General features: G+C 59.3%; 16 protein-coding genes. 3 read left to right on the top strand and 13 right to left on the bottom strand.

The features are described from left to right. Positions 1–32: 32 nt before the first annotated feature. The 10 genes from UL81_RS05205 to UL81_RS05160 form a co-directional block, all read right to left on the bottom strand. Positions 33–1,361 carry a UDP-glucose dehydrogenase family protein gene (locus UL81_RS05205; RefSeq protein WP_035105584.1) on the bottom strand — a complete coding sequence of 443 codons (1,329 nt, stop codon included), beginning with the start codon at positions 1,359–1,361 and terminating at the stop codon, positions 33–35. Further along, a complete protein-coding gene (locus UL81_RS05200; RefSeq protein ID WP_046453351.1) occupies positions 1,358–2,362 on the bottom strand; it encodes an aminoglycoside phosphotransferase/kinase family protein in 1,005 nt (334 codons plus the stop codon). Before UL81_RS05200 ends, UL81_RS05205 begins: the two co-directional genes overlap by 4 nt. Then, a complete protein-coding gene (locus tag UL81_RS05195; RefSeq protein WP_046453350.1) occupies positions 2,359–3,474 on the bottom strand; it encodes a phosphotransferase family protein in 1,116 nt (371 codons plus the stop codon). The genes UL81_RS05200 and UL81_RS05195 overlap by 4 nt, the downstream gene beginning before the upstream one ends. Next, positions 3,464–5,266 (bottom strand): ABC transporter ATP-binding protein, encoded by a 1,803-nt coding sequence (locus UL81_RS05190; RefSeq protein ID WP_035105586.1) that lies wholly within the window; start codon positions 5,264–5,266, stop codon positions 3,464–3,466. Before UL81_RS05190 ends, UL81_RS05195 begins: the two co-directional genes overlap by 11 nt. Then, the gene (locus UL81_RS05185) at positions 5,259–6,407 is read right to left on the bottom strand and encodes a glycosyltransferase family 4 protein (protein ID WP_035105587.1); all 1,149 of its coding nucleotides are present in this window, start codon (positions 6,405–6,407) and stop codon (positions 5,259–5,261) included. The genes UL81_RS05190 and UL81_RS05185 overlap by 8 nt, the downstream gene beginning before the upstream one ends. Further along, the gene (locus UL81_RS05180; protein WP_046453349.1) at positions 6,383–7,621 is read right to left on the bottom strand and encodes a glycosyltransferase family 4 protein; all 1,239 of its coding nucleotides are present in this window, start codon (positions 7,619–7,621) and stop codon (positions 6,383–6,385) included. Before UL81_RS05180 ends, UL81_RS05185 begins: the two co-directional genes overlap by 25 nt. Further along, the gene (locus UL81_RS05175) at positions 7,618–8,841 is read right to left on the bottom strand and encodes a glycosyltransferase family protein (RefSeq protein WP_046453348.1); all 1,224 of its coding nucleotides are present in this window, start codon (positions 8,839–8,841) and stop codon (positions 7,618–7,620) included. The genes UL81_RS05180 and UL81_RS05175 overlap by 4 nt, the downstream gene beginning before the upstream one ends. 239 nt (positions 8,842–9,080) lie before the next feature. Continuing rightward, positions 9,081–10,094 carry a ketol-acid reductoisomerase gene (gene ilvC / locus UL81_RS05170; protein ID WP_035105588.1) on the bottom strand — a complete coding sequence of 338 codons (1,014 nt, stop codon included), beginning with the start codon at positions 10,092–10,094 and terminating at the stop codon, positions 9,081–9,083. Between the two features lie 104 nt (positions 10,095–10,198). Then, positions 10,199–10,714 carry an acetolactate synthase small subunit gene (ilvN, locus tag UL81_RS05165; RefSeq protein ID WP_035105589.1) on the bottom strand — a complete coding sequence of 172 codons (516 nt, stop codon included), beginning with the start codon at positions 10,712–10,714 and terminating at the stop codon, positions 10,199–10,201. 4 nt (positions 10,715–10,718) lie between these two features. After that, entirely contained in the window at positions 10,719–12,566 is a 1,848-nt protein-coding gene (locus tag UL81_RS05160; RefSeq protein WP_082099178.1) for an acetolactate synthase large subunit, read from the bottom strand. A gap of 353 nt (positions 12,567–12,919) precedes the next feature. On the opposite strand from UL81_RS05160, the gene UL81_RS05155 reads away from it, so the two are divergent. The 3 genes from UL81_RS05155 to UL81_RS05145 all read left to right on the top strand — a co-directional run bounded on the left by UL81_RS05155 (position 12,920) and on the right by UL81_RS05145 (position 16,822). Continuing rightward, positions 12,920–13,528: a PH domain-containing protein gene (locus tag UL81_RS05155; RefSeq protein WP_046453347.1), complete on the top strand. Its 609-nt coding sequence runs from the start codon at positions 12,920–12,922 to the stop codon at positions 13,526–13,528. Positions 13,529–13,533: 5 nt separating this feature from the next. After that, the gene (gene ilvD, locus UL81_RS05150; RefSeq protein ID WP_035105590.1) at positions 13,534–15,387 is read left to right on the top strand and encodes a dihydroxy-acid dehydratase; all 1,854 of its coding nucleotides are present in this window, start codon (positions 13,534–13,536) and stop codon (positions 15,385–15,387) included. A 136-nt stretch (positions 15,388–15,523) separates the two neighbouring features. Beyond that, positions 15,524–16,822, top strand: coding sequence for a glycosyltransferase family 87 protein (locus UL81_RS05145; protein WP_046453346.1), 1,299 nt, complete (start codon positions 15,524–15,526; stop codon positions 16,820–16,822). A gap of 39 nt (positions 16,823–16,861) precedes the next feature. On the opposite strand, the gene UL81_RS05140 is transcribed toward UL81_RS05145, so the two are convergent. The 3 genes from UL81_RS05140 to UL81_RS05130 all read right to left on the bottom strand — a co-directional run bounded on the left by UL81_RS05140 (position 16,862) and on the right by UL81_RS05130 (position 19,060). Further along, entirely contained in the window at positions 16,862–17,185 is a 324-nt protein-coding gene (locus tag UL81_RS05140) for a transcriptional regulator (protein WP_035105592.1), read from the bottom strand. Beyond that, the gene (locus UL81_RS05135) at positions 17,185–17,622 is read right to left on the bottom strand and encodes a hypothetical protein (RefSeq protein ID WP_035105593.1); all 438 of its coding nucleotides are present in this window, start codon (positions 17,620–17,622) and stop codon (positions 17,185–17,187) included. Before UL81_RS05135 ends, UL81_RS05140 begins: the two co-directional genes overlap by 1 nt. Positions 17,623–17,785: 163 nt before the next feature. Beyond that, on the bottom strand, positions 17,786–19,060 hold the full coding sequence (locus UL81_RS05130; protein ID WP_046453345.1) for a DoxX family protein: 1,275 nt from the start codon (positions 19,058–19,060) through the stop codon (positions 17,786–17,788). Positions 19,061–19,090 lie beyond the last annotated feature (30 nt).

Below are 19,090 nucleotides of genomic sequence, written 5' to 3'. Positions count from 1 at the left end.
CCGGCCTCCTTCCCCGGCGCGCGGCGAAAAATCTAGGCCCGCCCCATGCCGGTATAGCTCCAACCAGCATCCTTCCACTCGGCTGGGTCTAAAATGTTGCGCCCGTCCAGAATCCGCCTGCGTGCACCATGCTTTGCGATGTCCGCAGGACTCAGCTCCCGAAACTCCTTCCACTCGGTCAGCACTAACGTCATGTCTGCTCCCGTCACAGCCTCGTCTAGCGAGTCCACGACGTTAAGCGCCGGGTACTTGGCGGCGATGTTGGAACCTGCCTGTGGGTCGTAGATACTCACTCTCGCACCACGGGCGGCCAGCTCGCTGGCAATCAGGAGGGCTGGGGATTCGCGAATGTCATCGGAGTTCGCCTTAAACGCCCCGCCGAGGATTCCGATGTGGGTGCTGTGGACATCGCCAAGCTCGCGCTCACAGGCAGCGACCACCCGGCGCATTGCCTGATGGTTAATCGCATCCACGGTGTGCAGCAGGTCCACCACTTCTGCGATGTCTAACTGCCCTGCGCGCGCGGCGAAAGCACGGATGTCTTTGGGCAAACAGCCTCCGCCAAAGCCAATGCCGGCACCCAGGAAATGCTTGCCGATGCGCTTATCATGCCCAATCGCTTCCGCCAGCTGCGTGACATCACCACCGGTGGCCTCACACAACTGCGCCATAGCGTTGATAAAGCTGATCTTGGTCGCAAGAAACGAATTCGCCGCTACCTTCACCAACTCTGCCGTGGCGAAGTCGGTCAGCACCTGCGGTATACCTGCCGACAGTGCCTCAGCGTAGACCTCATCGAGTACTCTGCGCGCTACTTCCCCGCCCTTGTCCGGCAGACCGTAAACAATCCGGTCCGGGCACAAGGTATCAGCAACCGCATGCCCTTCCCGCAGGAACTCCGGGTTCCACACCAACAGTGCACCAACGGCATCCAGGCGCGTCTGCAGACGCGCTGCGGTTCCCACCGGAACTGTCGACTTACCGACGACCACCGGTGGCGTGGACCTATCACGAGTGCTGTGCTTAATAGCTTCCATAATGAAGTCCACCGCCGCATCGACGTAGGAGACATCAGCTGCTTCACCATCCGAGGATTGTGGCGTACCAACAGCGATAAAGTGCACGTCTGCATCGGCGATAACGCCCGGGTCAGTGTTCATCGCAAAGCGTAGGCGCCCCGTAGCTAGGGCTTCACCAAGTACCTCCGGAAATCCCGGTTCATAGAACGGCGGGCGCCCCGCATTCAGTGCCGCAACGCGGCTCGCATCGACATCGATACCTATGACCTCGTGTCCCAAGCTTGCCATACATGCTGCGTGTACCGCGCCGAGGTAGCCGCAGCCAATCACCGAAATCTTCATTGTGCTTGTCCTTCATCGAGTAGTTCATCCAATACGCGCAGTGTCCATTGCTTCCACCAGCTCGCCGCAGTGGGCCGGAAGGCATACACACACGCAAGTCGCAGTGCCGCCGAGTCGGCATAGACCTTCGTTCGCTCCTGTGGCGCTAAGGCCTCTAAGCCATCTAGCACCTGCTTCGCGCAGTCGGGACTCAGCACTCCTTGGAGCGCTCGCAAGCGCACATGCGTCGTGAGGTTCCCAATATCCAGTGCCACCTCGCCATAGGCTGCCGTATCGACATCGAGAACACTCAAAGCCTCGCCATCCCACAGCAGTTGCTTGTCGTGCAGGTCCCGGTGCAACAAACCATGCCCCGGCGCGCCGGGTTCGGGCATGTCACGGATGAGGCGATCGCAGACAATCTCGGCAGCTTCTTCAATCTCGTCGCTATAGGTGACCTCGTGCTGCACGGCATGTCCTACCCAGGTCCGTAGAGTCTCGGCTTCATCCAAGGCGCTAAACATCGGCAAGTCTGCCACGTTGAGCTCCTGCCACTTTGGCCACAGCTCCAGAAACTGCTGCCAGGCAGGAAGCGCATCATCGCCTAGAGTGTGCACGCTGCGTCCTGGCAACAGCGCAAAGGTCACCGAGGAATCATCGTGGTCGACGACTTGTGCCGCACCGAGACCGATGCGACGGCAGGCACTGCGGATTTGAATGGACTTCTCCGCTACTGCGTGTGCCTTGCCCGGACGCAGGTGCTTAGTGATCACGTCGCCGCTACGAACTACCGCGCGCTTGCCATAACGGTGTACGAGTAGCTCACCAGTATCTACCTGGAACGACGGGAGCTTTCTGTCTTCACCGAACTGCGCCCAAGTGATATCGCCATCAGCGCCTATCTTCCCGGCGCGCAGGCGGTGTTGGTTATCGAATGCCTCGACCAGGATGGAGCCAGCCTTGCCCGGCCATCCCCGTCGCACCAGTGGCAGTTGGTTGAGTACCTCGAGTGCCTTACTCATGACAGCACCTCTTCCATTTCATCCAGGCGCGTTGTGATGTCGCTGCGCCAGGTGGAGTGTGCTTGCCGCAGCGGGGTCAGCAGGCGTGCTGCCAGGGAATGCGCACGGGCGATGCGAAGTTCAGACTCAGTCGGCAGCGGGCGCTGTTCCTCGTAGCCTTGCAAGAAGGAATCGCCAGCTGCATCGGAGCACTCAGAAAGATAGGAACCTAAGTCGAGTGCAGCTGGTCCTAGAGCGAGGCGGTCGAAGTCAGTCATCCAGACCTCGCCGGTTGCTGAGTAAAGGAACTGATCGGGTGAGGCATCGCCATGCACGGTAACCGGCTCGCCCACCACCAACGGCAGGTGTGCGGCGACCGTGCGAACGCGCTGGGCAAGCTCACTATCTAGGTGGTCGAGAACAGTTGCATGAGCGTAGAGCTGTTTAAGCCCGGAGCATGCCTGCCTGTGCCCGTGTGCTGGCAAGCACACGTTATGAAGCTGTGCGAGTTGGCGACCGGCCTCGGCATGCAGCTGATGCTCCCTGCTGGTACCAGCAGTGCCTGCATAATTACTGAGGTCGCCACAGCCGACACGCTTCGCACGGCTTTTCAGCCCATCGCGGGAATTGCTCAGCATTTCCGGCACGTTGACTGCCTGGCTAATAAGCCGGTAGGTCTCTGCCGGTAGCTGCAAGTGGGTACTAATCCGGTAGACCGTATCCGCGGTGGCCAGTACAACGCGGCGCAGCGGGTTATAGCGTAGGACCTCCACGTCATCCAGCAAGTGCGCATGGCGGATGTGCTTGCTCAGTTTCGGATCGGCACACAGGTCGCCGGCTTGGAACAAGATGTCATCATCAAGCCAGCAACCGGTGAGTCGCTGCCCTGCCTTGCGGGCATGGTCCACGGCCTTAGCGGCTTTGGCTTGCGCGCCGGGCCACAGCATCCGCGCCCACCCATACCTTTCGCTGCCCGGGCTGCCTGGATTGGCTGCCCAGGCAACAACCAGGCTGGTGTGTGGTTTGATACGCAGATATGTCGGGGCGACTTCGGAGCCGACGTGCTCGCTAAGCCACTCGCTATCGAGTGCGTTGTTCAGGTGCTTGTGCAGGGATGTGGGGTTAAGCGTCATCAAGGAGTCTCACCTCTTCGGCAGTAGTGGATTGTGCGACCCAGCGCTGGAAGGTGTCGTTGTTCTCGAGTAGGTCGTTGGGTGGGGCATCGAAAAGCACTTGGCCTGCTTCCAGCCACACCACGCGGCTTGCACGCAGGGCGACCTCGGCGTCATGGGTGACCGAAAGCGTGGTGCGACCGTTGACCAGCTTGTCGATGCCCTTGAGCACCCCACGCGCCGATGCCGGATCCAGTCCGGTGGTCGGTTCGTCGAGGATGACGATAGGGCTATTGCGCAGCAGGGCTCGAGCAATCGCGATGCGTTGGCGCTGGCCACCAGAAAGCGTGCCGCCGCGTTCGCCGACGACGGTGTCATAGCCGTCGGGCAGATCCTGGATGAAGGCATGCGCCCCGGCGGCTGCAGCAGCTTCTTCAATCTCGAAATCCGTGGCATCGAAGCGCCCTAAGCGGATGTTGTCGGCCACGGTTCCGGTAAACAGCACTGCTTCCTGATGCAACAAAGAGATGTTGTGGCGCAGTTGGCTTAACTCCAGGTCCTCTAACGGGTGGCCGTCGATGGTGACTTCACCCCAGGCGGGGTCCTGGGCACGCACGAGTAGGGACACCAGCGTGGACTTGCCCGCACCCGAAGGGCCGATGACGGCGACGTGTTCACCGGGGCGGATAAATAGGTCCACGCCGTGAAGGACCTTCTGGCGTCCATACATGGTGCTGACGTTGTTGAACTCCACATAGCCTAAGTAGCGGTCGTGGATATGCGGGTCGGCAGGGCTGCGCACGTCGGAGACTTTGTCCATCAAATCGGCAACGCGTTCACCCGAGGCTGCAGCGCGCGCGATGCGTCCGGTGTACTTCGCTAAGTCGCGCAGGGGCTTCATGGTGGTCTTGAGGTAGGTCGTAAACAGCACCAAGTCACCAATGGTCATCACGCCGTCGAGAACCCGGTAGGCACCGCCAATTAGGATGGCAGCGGTTGCCAGACCGACAATGACATCGGTGCCGCGCTCCAAACGCGCTGCCAGGCGACGTGCCTTCACTCCATCTTTCAGCGATTTCTTGTTTGCGAAGGTAAAGCGCTCACCCAAGTGCTCTTCCAGGCCATAAGCCTGCACGACGGTAATCGAACTGAGTGCTTCTTGGGCGGTGTTGGCCAGCTGTCCTTCGGCTTTGCGAGTCTTACGTGAGGCCTTCGTGATCCGCTTCGTCGTCGTCAGCGATAACAGCGGAAAGATGCACAGGGCAGCAACGACGATCATCGCTAGCCACGCGTCCATCACCAGCATCACAATCAGCATGACCACCAAGGTGACCACGTTCGCCAACAACGGCAGACCCGCGGTGACAGCAACTTCTTGCAGCTTGCCCACATCGCCCACAATGCGTTGGACCGTATCCGCCGAGCGATTCTTCGCGTGATACTGCATGCTCAGGCCCTGAACATGCTGGAAGACCCGCGCACGCAAACGCGTGGATGCCCTTGAGCCCACGAGGGCAAAAGCCACCGTGGCCAGGTAATTCGACAGTGCGCGCAGTCCAACAAAGAGGATCACTGCAACGCCACAAGCCAGTAGCAAACCGGTCGTCGCCGGACGGCCCTCCTGATCCACGCCCATTGAGACAGACACCGCGTCCACGACGAACTTCAACGGCCAGGGCTCTAACACGCGGAAGGCAACCTCAAACAGCAGTGCCACCACACCACCCATTGCCAAGGTGCGATGGGGTTTCACATCCGGCCACACCAACGACACCGTGCGTTGCACCGCACGCTTTTCCAACTTCTTAGCCATGAGCCAGCTCCCACATCTGGGATACAACTCCTGCCCAACTGTGCTGGGACACCGCCAACTCACGCGCGCGTGCGCCCGTTGTGGCACGCAGATGCGCATCTGTTACGAGGTAGTCAATAGCCTGCGCCAACGCCTCTGGGGAGGAACCTTCCACGATGACCCCGGCTTCGCGGACCTCTAGGTGATCGGAATCCTCCTGCTTGACGACGCCGCCGAGCGCGCCGGGAACCTGCCCCACACGTGTAGCCACAACTGGCAGTCCCGCAGCTAGGTATTCGTAGACTTTTAGGGGTGAAAAGTAATGTGCATCGTTAGTTTTCGGTGCAGGATAAGGCGCAACACCAACAGCAGAACCTGCCAGCTGTGCCGGCATATCTTCTGGTGGAACGGCACCACAAAAGTCGACTTCGAGGCCGAGGCCGCGTGCTAAGAACTCGAGGTGCTCGCGCTCAGGACCATCACCAATGATGCGCAAACGCCACTGCTGCTGCGCGTGTGCCGCCGCGCGGATGAGGTATTCAGTGCCATGCCAGGGCTTGAGCGTTCCAACGAAGGTGACAACTGGCACGCCCGGTGTTTCTGGCTGTGGTCGAATGCGATCGGTGTTCACGCCATTGGCAATCGCGTGCACGTTGTCTGTGTTCGGGACAGAAGCACGCACCCAATTGGCTACGGCTTCAGAAACACAGATGGCCGCGCGTGCGGCGCGCACCTGTACCTGCAGTGCGCGCTGTGCAGCTAAGTCGTTGATGAGTACGCGGTGGGTGCGTTGTTCATCGATAAGCGGTGCATTGACTTCCAGGATTCCGGGCAGACCAGAATCTGCCAACGCCGTGGAGAACAACGAGTAGCGCTCGTAAACAAACTCCGCACCATCATCGGTCAAGGCTGCAACGATGTCAGCACTGGCTTGAATTTGGGCGTTCTCACGAGCTTCCGGTTCCTTCGTACCCAACTTGAAGCGGGTGACAGGAATATCCTGCAAGTCCGCCGGGACATCGGTGCCCACGCGGGTGGCATAGACATGTACGTCGTGGCCTGCTTTGCGCAACTCTCGGATAACTTCTTGAACGTGGACGGAAGCGCCTTTGGTCCCGAAAATGGGAATGCCGGGATCTACGCAGATGTAAGCGATACGCATGAGCTTCCCACCTCCAGTTCATACAGGGCTTGGGCTTGCAGGCGGTTGTCGAAGTTGTCCTCGATAAGCCTGCGCGCATTACGAGTCAAGGTTTCGGTGTCGGGATCGCCGTTGCTGAAGGATTCGAGGGCATCGGCAAGCGCTGTGGCCAAGTCCGGTTCCACCTCATCAAGCGTGATAAGCACGCCGGTGTCGTTATTGATGACGACTTCTGGCAAGCCCGTGACGTCGGTGGCAAGGACTGGAGTGCCTAAGGCCATTGCTTCCAGCACCACCGTGGGCAAGCCATCGAGATTGCCGTCGGCAGCTGGCACACACGGTGCAGCGAAGACGTCCGATTGTTGAAGTAAGTCAATGACTTCTGCTTGATTAAGTGCACCGGGCATCGTGACGTGCTCGTCGAGGCCTAAGTCGTGAACCTCTTGATCTAGTTGCTCCTGCAGTTCGCCTTCGCCTACCAAGGTCAGGTGTGCTTCTACCCCACGATCGGTGAGCTGACGTAGGGCCTGCAGCAGGTGACTAAAGCCCTTCTTCGGGACCAGTCGTCCCACCGCGATAATGCGTAGAGCGGAGCTGGATGCGCTACGCGGTGTGAACGGAAAGCGTTCGAGTTCTAATGCGTTGTAGCGCTGCACGATGTTGGCGCCGGTGCCTTCGAGTTCAGCACGCAGGTAGTTTTCGTTGAATCGAGAAATCGCGATGACGTTGTCGGCGTCTGCGCAGATGCGGCGCAGCCAGGTCTTATCGACGTCGTCGTGGAAGATGTCCTTGGCATGCGTGGTCAGGGTGTATCCAATGCCGGTGAGCTGCGAGGCAATCCATGCCATTCGCCCGGATAGCGATGCGAAGTGAGCGTGTAGGTGGGTGATGCCATCGGCACGCACGCGCTGGGCTAAAGCCACGCCTTGAGCGACATCGGAGGCAGCAAGTTGGGACAGCTCCGGGAGAATCTGGGCGAAACGGGCTGCCATGTCAGGGTCAGTGAGACTTTCAGAGACTTGGCTCCAAAAGCGCCGTGCATTGTGCGGCCGTGGAATCCAGGACACCGGGGCTTTGACTCGGGATAGTTCCGGATGGAATCGGGTATCCGTGGTCGGACGCATGGCGTAAATACTGATGTCTTCGCCTTGTGCTTCGCGGCCAAGAATTTCGGTGACGATGAAGGTTTCTGAAAAGCGTGGGTAAACCTTCACGATATAAGCGATCTTGTTCATGATTGTGCTCCTACGAGTTGCGCTAATTCGGCGGTGAGTTCTTCCCCGCGCAGCAGCTCAGCAGCGAGTTGTCCTACGTGCTGAAGACCAGCGCGTTCAATGCGGGTGCGGTTCACCTTCTTGCCGGCGTTGGCCTGTGCCCAGTCAGCGAGTGCTTCTGGGGTCAACGAGTAAGGCCGTAAGACATCGAGTGCGGCGTGCTTTTGCAGAGCTAATGCGCGGATGAGTTGTTCTAAGCGTGGGTACTCCCGCGGGACGATGAGCGCTGGGGTTTCAGTGGCAAGGATTTCTGCGACGGTGTTGTAGCCGCCCATGGAAATCACCGCGGCGGCCTCCCCCATGACAGCGGCTAAACCAGGCCACATGCGGTAGACGGTCGTGTGTGGACTTGCAGCGTCGTTGAGTTCATCAAACTCTGCTTGGCTTAGGTGCGGGCCGGTGACCACGATGTGGCGGTGTCCGGCAGGGACCTCCATGGCTACTGCGGCACTGAGTAGTTGGTGGCCATCGGCGCCACCACCGGCAGTAGTCAGTATGAAGGGTTTGTCCCAGGGCTGTTCGGTGGGTGCTTCGGATTCGGCACGGCCTAAAGACAGGTAACCGGTATAGCGCGCCTTTTCGGCTAAGTAGCTGGGAAGCTCGCCGGTGCGAACTGGATCATGGATGCGGCTATCGCCGTAGATCCAGACTTCATCGATAAGCGCATCGACTTCGCACGGTGCGCCCAGCTGGTCCCACTCTTGTTGCGCGATAAGTGGTGAGTCGAGAACCTCGCGCATGCCCAGGACGATCTTGGTCTCTGGATTGTGCTGGCGCAGTTTCTGCAGCGGGATGCGCAGCTCGTGGTCGACGCCGTAGATGTGGCGGTCCACGATGACCAGGTCTGGGTTAAAGCCACGCAACGCACCCGATATTGCACGCGAGCGCACTGCCCGGAGGGTATTCCAGTCGGCATCCAGATTGCGAGGAATATAGCCTTTCGGGCTTTTGGCGATGCTGGGGATAAAGAACCAGTCAAAGCCTTCCGGCAGCCCAAAGACTTGGGCGTTGACCGCACCGGAAATTAGAAGTCCGGAGACTTTCTTGCCGCTAAGCTCCGGCAACGTGCGTGCTAGTTCATGGGCGATGGCTAAGTTGCGGCGGACATGCCCCATGCCTTGGGAGTCGTGGCTATACAACACCACGCGGATGGTGTCGTGTGCGTCGGCGCTAAAGTTCATGTTCCCTGCTCCTGCCAGATGGTCACCGTTGGTGGTGGACGTGTTTTTCTGTTCCTAATTCGCAGGTTAAACGCCAAATTGCAGGAATTTTCCGCTATGAAAGCTTCTTCATCTTGGGCCCAGGGAAAATGAAAGTTCTCTCACGAAAGCAGGTCTAGGCATGCAAAAAGGTGGGCTCCCGGTTGGGAGCCCACCTTGAGGAGATGTAGGGGTGCTGGGCGCTCCTACGCCGCTATTTATTAAGCGGTCTGGTCGAGCGGGTTCTTAACCCAGCTCATCAGGTCACGCAGCTTGGAGCCGGTGGTCTCGATTTCGTGCTTGGCGAAGTCCTCGCGCAGGCCCTCGAGCTCCTTGTTGCCGTCCTCGACGTTGGCGATGAGGCGCTTGGTGAAGGTGCCGTCCTGGATGTCGGAGAGGATGTCCTTCATGCGCTTCTTGGTGTCAGCATCGATAACGCGCGGGCCGGAGATGTAGCCGCCGAACTCTGCGGTGTCGGACACGGAGTAGTTCATGTTGGCGATGCCGCCTTCGAACATCAGGTCCACGATGAGCTTGAGCTCGTGCAGGCACTCGAAGTAAGCCATCTCTGGCTCGTAGCCAGCCTCAACCAGAACCTCAAAGCCGGTCTTGACCAGGAACTCGGTACCACCACACAGGACAGCCTGCTCACCGAAGAGGTCGGTGACGGTCTCAGCCTCGAAGGTGGTCGGGATAACGCCGGCGCGTGCGCCGCCGATGGCTGCAGCGTAAGACAGAGCCAGGTCGTGGCCCTCGTTCTTCGGATCCTGCTCAACAGCGATCAGGCACGGAACGCCCTTGCCGTCAACGAACTGGCGGCGAACCAGGTGGCCCGGGCCCTTCGGAGCAACCATACCGACGGTGATGTTCTCAGCCGGCTCGATGAGCTTGAAGTGGATGTTCAGGCCGTGGCCGAAGAACAGAGCGTTGCCGTCCTCCAGGTTCGGAGCGATGTGCTTTTCGAAGATTTCCTTCTGGGAGGTATCCGGTGCCAGCACCATAACGACGTCAGCCCATGCAGCAGCATCAGCAACGGTCTTGACGTCGAAGCCAGCCTCTTCTGCCTTAGCAGCAGACTTGGAACCCTCGCGCAGGCCGATGACGACCTCCACACCGGAGTCACGCAGGTTCTGTGCGTGAGCGTGGCCCTGGGAGCCGTAGCCGACGATGGCTACCTTGCGGCCCTGGATGATGGACAGGTCGGCGTCGTCATCGTAGAAAGTCTCGATTGCCATTGTGTTCTCCTCTTTAACAAGTTGGGATGGAACGTTGAGATTGAATCTGCAGTTATACCTTCAGTTATACCACAGTGCGAGATGAAACGTTCACATTGTGAGATTTATTTGGTCGGTGCCATGGACTTCGGACCGCGCGCCAACGCGACGTGGCCAGACTGGACCAGTTCCTTGATGCCGAAGGGTTCCAGCACTGCTAGCAAAGCCTTGAGCTTGCCCGGCGTACCGGTGGCCTCCACCACCACGGATTCTTGTGCCACATCGACGATGCGGGCACGGAAGATGTTGACGGCATCGACAACCTGCGGGCGGTTGCTGTTGTCAGCTGCCACCTTCACCAACATAATCGCGCGGGCGACAGTGGTGCTTTCATCCAGCTCGACGACCTTGATGACCGGGATGATCTTGTTGAGCTGCTTGGTGACCTGCTCGATGATGACGTCAGAAGCGTCGATGACGATGGTCAGGCGGTTAATACCTTTGACCTCAGTGCGTGCGGACACCAGAGAAATAAGGTTGTAGCCGCGGCGGGTAAACATACCGGCCACGCGGGAGATGATGCCCTCGATGTCCTCGACGAGTACAGAAAGCGTGTGGCGGGTGATTTCTTGCTCAGCCATTGTTTTAGGCCTCCTCGATGGCATCGTGGATTTCAGCCGGTTCTTCGGCTGCGGACTCGGATTCGTCGAAAAGCGGGCGCAGACCCAGTGCGTACTGGATTTCCTCATTGGAGGCGCCGCCGCCAATCATCGGCCACACCTGTGCGTCCTCATCGACGATGAAGTCGATGACAACTGGGCGGTCGTTGATTTCGCGGGCACGCTCAATAGCCGGTACGACTTCTTCCTCGGTGCGCACGCGGATGGCTTCACAGCCGAGTGCTTCTGCCAGGCCAACGAAGTCCGGAACGAAGACGTCCTTCTCGCGCAGCTTGGTATTCGAGTAGTGCTTGTCGAAGAACAGGGTCTGCCACTGGCGAACCATGCCCAGGTTGCCGTTGTTAATGACAGCAACCTTGAACGGGAAGCCTTCGAGTGCAGCAGTAGTCAGCTCCTGGTTGGTCATCTGGAAGCAACCATCGCCGTCGATGGCCCAGACTTCCTTGTCCGGCATCGCAGCCTTGGCACCGAGTGCTGCCGGAACGGCATAGCCCATGGTGCCGGCACCGCCGGAGTTGATCCAGGAACGTGGCTTTTCAAAGTCAATGAACTGTGCAGACCACATCTGGTGCTGGCCCACGCCTGCACAGTAGATGGCATCCGGGCCGACGGTTTCGCTGAGCTTTTCCAGCACGAACTGCGGGTTGAGCAGGCCGTCATCGGTAGGCGTGTAGCCCCGCGGGAAACGATCCTGCAGGTCGCCCAGGTAGTGCATCCAGTCATCGAGACGCGGCGGGTTGAGATCGGAGTTGCGCTCGTAGTTCTTGGTCAGCTGCAGCAGCACCTCGCGTGCATCGCCGACGATAGGGACATTGACTTCGCGAATCTTGCCGATTTCTGCCGGGTCGACATCGGCGTGGATGACCTTAGCCTTCGGCGCGAAGGTCTCGGTGTCACCGGTGACGCGGTCATCGAAACGCGCGCCCACAGCAATAATGAGGTCCGCGCGCTGCAGTGCAGCCACTGCCGGGACGGTGCCGTGCATACCTGGCATACCCATGAACTGTGGGTGAGATTCTGGGAAAGCGCCCAGGGCCATGAGGGTGGTGACCACTGGGATGCCGGTGTACTCAGCAAATTCCAGCAACTCGCGGTGTGCGTTGGCCTTGATAACGCCGCCGCCCACGTAGAGAACTGGCTTCTTGGATTTAGCAATCAGCTTGACTGCCTGGTTGATCTGACGACGATGCGGGGTGGTCGTCGGCTTGTAACCTGGCAGGTTCAGCTTTGGCGGGAAGTGATACTCCAGCGTGGAGTTCTGCACGTCTTTCGGAATATCCACCAAGACTGGGCCCGGACGGCCAGTCGAGGCCAGGTGGAATGCCGCAGCAATCGCGCCCGGGATGTCATTCGGGTCAGTGACGATGTAGTTGTGCTTAGTAATCGGCATCGTCACGCCGCGGATATCTGCTTCCTGGAAGGCGTCAGTGCCCAAGAGGCTACGGCCCACCTGGCCGGTAATGGCGACGACCGGAACAGAATCCAGGTTGGCATCGGCCAACGGGGTCACCAGGTTGGTTGCGCCCGGACCGGAGGTCGCGATGCACACGCCTACCTTTCCGGAGGCGAGGGCGTAACCCTCAGCCGCGTGGCCAGCACCCTGCTCGTGGCGGGTGAGCACGTGGCGCAGCTTGTCGGACTCATGCAGTGCGTCATAAAGCGGGAGCACTGCGCCGCCCGGAATGCCGAATACCAAGTCGGTACCAAGGTCTTCGAGGGTGCGAACAATTGCTTCTGCGCCGGTCATGCGCTCAGGGCCCTGCTTTTTCGCAGGGGCCACCGAAGCCGGTGTGGGCTGTGAAGGTGCTGCCACGGTGGTTGCTCCTTGGGGTAAATCACTTAACTTTTACTTCGATCCCGGGGGTGGTGGGACCAGATCAGGCATGCAATGGGTAATCGCATATAGCAAAGCCCCCGTCTCAGCTTGGGTAGAAGCTGAGCGAGGGCGCTTGCAATATCGACAACAACTGGGGTGTCGCTACGGCAAGCGCCGCGCTACTACTACCGGAAGCTGAAGTCGAATAATGATCATGAGACGAACTATACACTGACAGAAAAGAGCGCGCGACATTACACCCCCATTTTTGGGATATTGATCTCAAATAATGAAATGTCGGTGGTGGGGCGGTTCGCAGTAGCTGAAGTACTTCCATTAACATTGCCGTCATGACGTCACCTCGTTCCTCTAAGTCCGCCAAGAACACAGCCGCTACCCCGGCTGGAAATGCAATCGAGACTGAGGTTTTCAAGCCCGCCCGTGACCATATCCTGGCCATTGCGCTGCTTTCTGCCATCGTGTTGTTGATGGTGGGCTGGGCACCGCAATATCTGGTGTGGCTGCTCATCATTCCGGTTCTTGCAGTGTGGTGGGTGCTCAAAGCCCGCACCCGCGTTAGTGAGGAAGGCATTGCCATTACATATGCCTTCCGCGGCAACAAGTCCATCGCCTGGAAAGACCTTGCGGGCATCGGTTTCCGCAAGGCCCACGCCTTCGCCCGGACCCAGTCCGGCGAGGAATTCAAGCTTCCCGGCGTGACCTTTAACAGCCTTCCTCGTCTGGAAGGCGCCTCCCGCGGCCGCATTCCGGATGCTTTGACTGCAGGTCAGGAAGCTGCCGATGACAAGGTCGCCATCATTCACCGCGATGGCCAGCAGATTCTGCTGACCAAGGAAGAATACGAAGAGTATCTCCAGGAGCACCCGGAGCTCGCTGCCCAGCAGGACAAGCCGGCATCGGAAAGCAAGGCCCCTAAACCCACCGACTCTAAGGAATAACCACCATGTACCCACTGCGTTCTAAAGTCACTACCGTTGGCCGTCAGGCATCCGGTGCGCGTGCCCTGTGGCGTGCAACCGGTACCCGCGAAAATGAGTTCGGTAAGCCAATCGTGGCTATCGCTAACTCTTATACCCAGTTCGTTCCGGGCCATGTGCACCTGAAGAATGTAGGCGACATCGTTGCTGATGCCGTCCGCGAAGCCGGTGGCGTGCCGAAGGAATTCAACACCATTGCTGTCGATGACGGCATCGCCATGGGCCACGGCGGCATGCTGTACTCGCTGCCTTCGCGTGAAATCATCTCCGATTCCATCGAGTACATGGCCAATGCGCACACCGCCGATGCCCTGGTGTGTATCTCTAACTGCGACAAGATCACCCCGGGCATGCTCAATGCTGCGCTGCGTTTGAACATCCCGACCATCTTCGTCTCCGGTGGTCCGATGGAGGCCGGTAAGGCTGTCGTAGTCGATGGTGTTGCCCACGCCCCGACTGACCTGATTACTGCAATTACCGCGTCGGCTTCCGATGCAGTGTCCGATGAAGACCTGCTCACCGTCGAAGAGTCTGCCTGCCCGACCTGTGGTTCCTGCTCCGGTATGTTCACCGCAAACTCCATGAACTGCCTGACTGAGGCCATGGGCCTGGCCTTGCCGGGCAACGGCACCACTCTGGCTACCCACAGCGCTCGCCGCGATCTGTTCGTCCAGGCTGGTCAGACCATCGTCGATATGTGCCGCCGCTACTACGGCGAAGAAGACGACGCCGTGCTGCCGCGTTCCATCGCAACCAAGGAGGCGTTCTCCAACGCGATGGCACTGGATATGGCCATGGGTGGTTCGACCAATACCATCCTGCACACCCTGGCTGCGGCCCAGGAAGGCGAGGTTGACTTCACACTGGAGGACATCAACGAAATCTCCTACCGCGTGCCATGCCTGTCCAAGGTTGCCCCGAATGGCACCTACCACATCGAAGATGTCCACCGCGCCGGTGGCATCCCGGCCATCCTGGGTGAGCTGCGCCGCGCTGGCCACCTCAACCTGAAGGTACACACCGCGCTGTACGACAACGCTGAGCAGTGGCTTGACGACTGGGATATCCGTTCTGGCCACACCACCGATGAGGCGCGCGAGCTCTTCTACGCTGCCCCGGGTGGTAAGCGCACCACTGAGCCTTTCTCCCAGTCCAACCGCTGGGATGAACTGGATACCGACCAGGAAAACGGCTGCATCCACTCTGCTGAACACGCTTTCTCCTCCGATGGTGGCCTGGTGGTCCTGCGCGGCAACCTGGCTCCGGACGGCGCCATCGTTAAGGCTGCCGGCGTGGAAGAAAACCTGTGGACCTTCTCCGGCCCAGCCCGCGTGGTCGAGTCCCAGGAAGAAGCCGTCTCCATCATTCTGAACAAGGAAGTCCAGCCGGGCGATGTCATCGTCATTCGCTACGAAGGCCCCGCCGGCGGCCCGGGCATGCAGGAGATGCTGCACCCGACCTCCTTCCTCAAGGGCTCCGGCCTGGGCAAGGCTTGTGCCTTGATTACCGATGGTCGCTTCTCCGGCGGTACCTCCGGCCTATCGATCGGCCACATCTCCCCGGAGGCCGCCCACGGCGGTCTCATCGGCCTGGTCGAAAACGGCGACACCATCCGCATCGACATCCGCAACCGCGAATTAAGCCTGGATGTTAGCGACGAAACCATCGCTGAGCGCCGCACCGAGCAGCTCAAGCGCGACAAGCCCTGGACCCCGAAGGAGCGCAACCGCCCGATCACCAAGGCACTGCGCGCCTACGCCGCCCTGACCACCTCCGCTGACCGCGGTGCTGTCCGCGTCGTCGACGGCTACGTCAACTAGGCGTCGCTCCACCACGCCACACTAAGCAGCGTTGACTAACTTTTGGGCTAGTCAACCCAACTCACAGCCTCTACCGAATTTCTCCCGGTAGGGGCTGCATGGGTTTTTAAGCTCCATGCCTTAAAGTATGGAAACGATGAAAACTACGCAGTCGCAGCCGCTACGCATTCTTCTTACTGTCGCCGGGCTCCTTCTAGGACTCCTGGGAGTTATTTCCCATACCCGGATTACGGACTTCCCTGTCGACATGGTCGTCTACCGGGAGGGTGTGCAGGCTTTCCTCGATGGCCGCTCCGTCTACTCGGAGCCAATGCTGGCTGGTGATATCTTACTGCCGTTTATCTACCCTCCTTTCGGCGCACTGATTATGGTTCCGCTCACGGCCTTTGACTGGATGGACCACAACATGGCCGGCGACATCATGATCGTGCTCTCCGATCTCTTGGTGCTGGTCTGCCTGTACTTCGTCCTACGCGCCATCATGAAGAATCAGCGCTGGCTGCTGCCTGCCACTGCCCTGGTGTGGGCGGGCACCATGTTGTTTGAGCCCATCCACCTCAACAATGGCTTTGCGCAGATCAACATCGTCATTATGGCGCTGGTGGTTCTAGACCTCGTCCCCCGCAAGCGTTTCCTTCCCCAAGGCGTGCTCATCGGCCTGGCTGCTGCCATCAAAATCACCCCACTGGCGATGCTGCTGTACTTCCTGCTGCGCAAGGAAATCAAGCCCATTCTCATCGCTATTGGCTCGGCTATCGCCGCAACCCTGGTGGCCGCCGCATTCCGCTGGCAGGCCTTCGTGGAGTTCTTCTCCGAAAAGCTGCTCAACATGGGCCGCGGCGACGACATCGGCGTGGCGACCGAGTATCAGTCCAACTCCTCCATCAAGGGCGTAATCCAGCGCATGTTCACCTCTAAGGAGGCCATGGAGGACTACGGCACCTGGATTAACGTCGCATGGATCATTCTTGCCCTGGTCACCGTGGTGCTGGGCTCCATGCTGATTCTGGCGCTACTCAAGCGTAACATGCTTATCGATGCCCAACTGACCACCGCCGTCGTCATGCTGCTGATCTCGCCGGTCTCCTGGTCGCACCACTGGGTCTGGCTGGCCCTTATCATCCCAGTGCTCTTCTACCGCGCCTGGACCTGGCGCCACCACACCTGGATTGCCGGTTCCCTGCTCGCCGTACTCACCGCCTGGACTGCCATGCTGGTCACCACCCCACCGAAGTGGTGGTTCGGCGACCAAATCGACGTCTTCACCCTGGAAAGCTACCAAAAGTTCCTAGTCAGCGATTTCGTCTGGCTGGCAGTCATCACCTTCGCGCTCTTCGCCCTCTGCCTGCGGTTTATCCCTAAACCCAACACCGAAGGCGTCGCGCTTAACGATGAAAACGCCGCTGCCAAGACCGAAACTGCGACCAAGGCCTAATACTGCATGCCATGTAGCAGCCTCTCAGTGCTGCTTCAGCTAGAAGCTGCCCCCGGCAGCTTCCTTGAGTGCCGCTAGGTGTTCCTCAAAGGCCTTGACACCTTGCTCGCTGAGCATTACCCAAACTTTGTCCTTGCTGCGGGTGGATCCATACTCGCGGAAGCGCTCGATGTAGCCAGCGTCTTCCAGGACGTTGAGCTGCTTCGACAGCGAGGCTGCCGACATGTCTACTTCCTTGCGCAGCACCGCAAACTGCATCTCACGGCGCACTGACTCCCCTGCGCCCACAGCGTGATAGGCGTTGAGCACCGCACAGATTTTGAAGCGCGGTAGTGGGTGAATGATCGGATCTAACTGAGCCATCAGGCTCGCCCCAACAACGCATCGCTACCGAAAGCCCAGTACGTATGCACAAAGCACAGCACCGCGATCACAGCTATCAACCACACTGGATCAGCGAAATCCGTAATGATCCCTGCCACCATCGGCCAGAACATCACAGCTAAAGCAGCGACGTACCTCCTGGAAAACTTGGGGTCCCCATCGCGAGGATCCTGGCGAAGTGCCGGACGTGACTTCATCCGACGCGACTCATACACCCCCACCCCAATTGCGAAGAGACCAAAGCCGATGATCCACAGCAGCAGCCACCCAGTGCTGAGCTGAAACGTTGTGAGCACCACCAACACCGTAAACACGGTTGCAATCAAAGCTACCAACCAGCGGGGTCGACGCACTTCCTTCTGCGAACGCGCCTGCACATCCTGGTGGAAGCGCAGGGCCTCATTTACTTCGTCCATGGCGATACTCTCCTACTCCAGCTCGTGCCACGGCGTGGTTTCCTCTACGGAAAACAATACAGTTTCCAGGCTGGAAATCAAGGGAGCAAGAAGAAAGCCGCGCAATCTGCGCGGCTTAGTTAGGCAATTTCGTTGCCTATGGCTTCGTCTTGAGACGAGGCTTTTAAGGAAGCGGGTTAACGGCTGCTCCGAACCACCACAGGGCGACTAGGACGGCTACACCGACGATGATGAAGATCCAGGAGCTGGCCAGTGGGCGGCGTGCCCAGGACTGTTTGAAGTCCAGTGCGATAAAGCCAGGGCCGCTAAACTGCAGGGCTACTGCGATAACGAAGAGGACAACCGAGAGCCAGACGCTTTCTGGCCAGGCGAAGATGTCGAGTCCTGCACCGGAGATGAAGAGCTCGTGCAGTGCGGTAAAGCCGGTCACGACCAGGCCGACCATGGCGGCGACCGGGGTTAGCAGACCCAGGATAAGGAATGCACCGGCGACCAGCTGCATCACTGGTACTGCGATGGCGAGCTGTGTTGCCCAGGCATAGGCGCCGAACTCTGCTTCCAGACCAGAAACACCTTCGCCACCACCGAGAGTGAAGAAGGTAGCCAGGCCGGCCAGCAACAGGTAAATACCAGCGCCAAGGCGTACCAGCAGCAAGCCGAAGTCCAAGGTGCCGCGGCGACCGTAGTTGCGGTAGCCTTCCTTTTCTTCAGCCAGGCGCTGTTCTTCCGCCAAGCGTGCTTCGCGCTCTTCTTCGGTTTCTACCGGCTCGTCTTGCAGTGCTGGATCCTGTGCGTAGGCCGGATCCATCTGTGCGCGGTTGGCGTCGGCGGAAGCATACGCGGCAGCGCCGCCAGTAGCGGCACCGGCGGTTGCCGCACCCGCACGCGGTGCGAAGTCAGCATCCGCGTTGTCGCTCGGGGTGTCGAATTGCGTGGTCTGCGCAGAACCGTAGTCGCGTTGCGGTGCATCGGAGTACTGCTCGGTCCGAGCGTTATCCGAACCAGCAGACATGACCTCGGTCGGTTCTGGTTTTGCACTTGGCTTTGGTGCGCTGGGCTTAATCTCCTGCGGCTGTGCACGTCCAGCACGCTCGAAAATGCTGGTCTTCGCCTCTGCCGGATCTGCCTTATCCTTCTTAGCAGCAGTGCCCGCCGCAGCGGCTTTGTCTGCCTTCTTAACGGACGTGGTGTCGGCCTTGTCCGCCTCGGCAACGCTGCCCGTGGCAGCGGCTTTGTCTGCCTTCTTAGCAGATTCCGGTTTGGCTACCTTGCGGGCCTTGGAGGGCTTGGCAAAAGAGACAGTTTCGTTGTTGCTGTTGTCCTTAGCGGTGCCTGCCGTGTCGCGCCCCTTCGGCGTGGCAGCGTCGCCACGATAGGTGGGAACGTCTAGTTCATCATCAAAATCAGTGGCTTTATCAGGTACATTTCGCTTGCTCATGCTTTCAAACTAGGTCACTTTGGTCCCACG

The sequence above is a fragment of the Corynebacterium camporealensis genome (assembly GCF_000980815.1).
Lineage (GTDB): Bacteria > Actinomycetota > Actinomycetes > Mycobacteriales > Mycobacteriaceae > Corynebacterium > Corynebacterium camporealense.
This window is presented reverse-complemented; position numbering and strand designations above follow the sequence as displayed.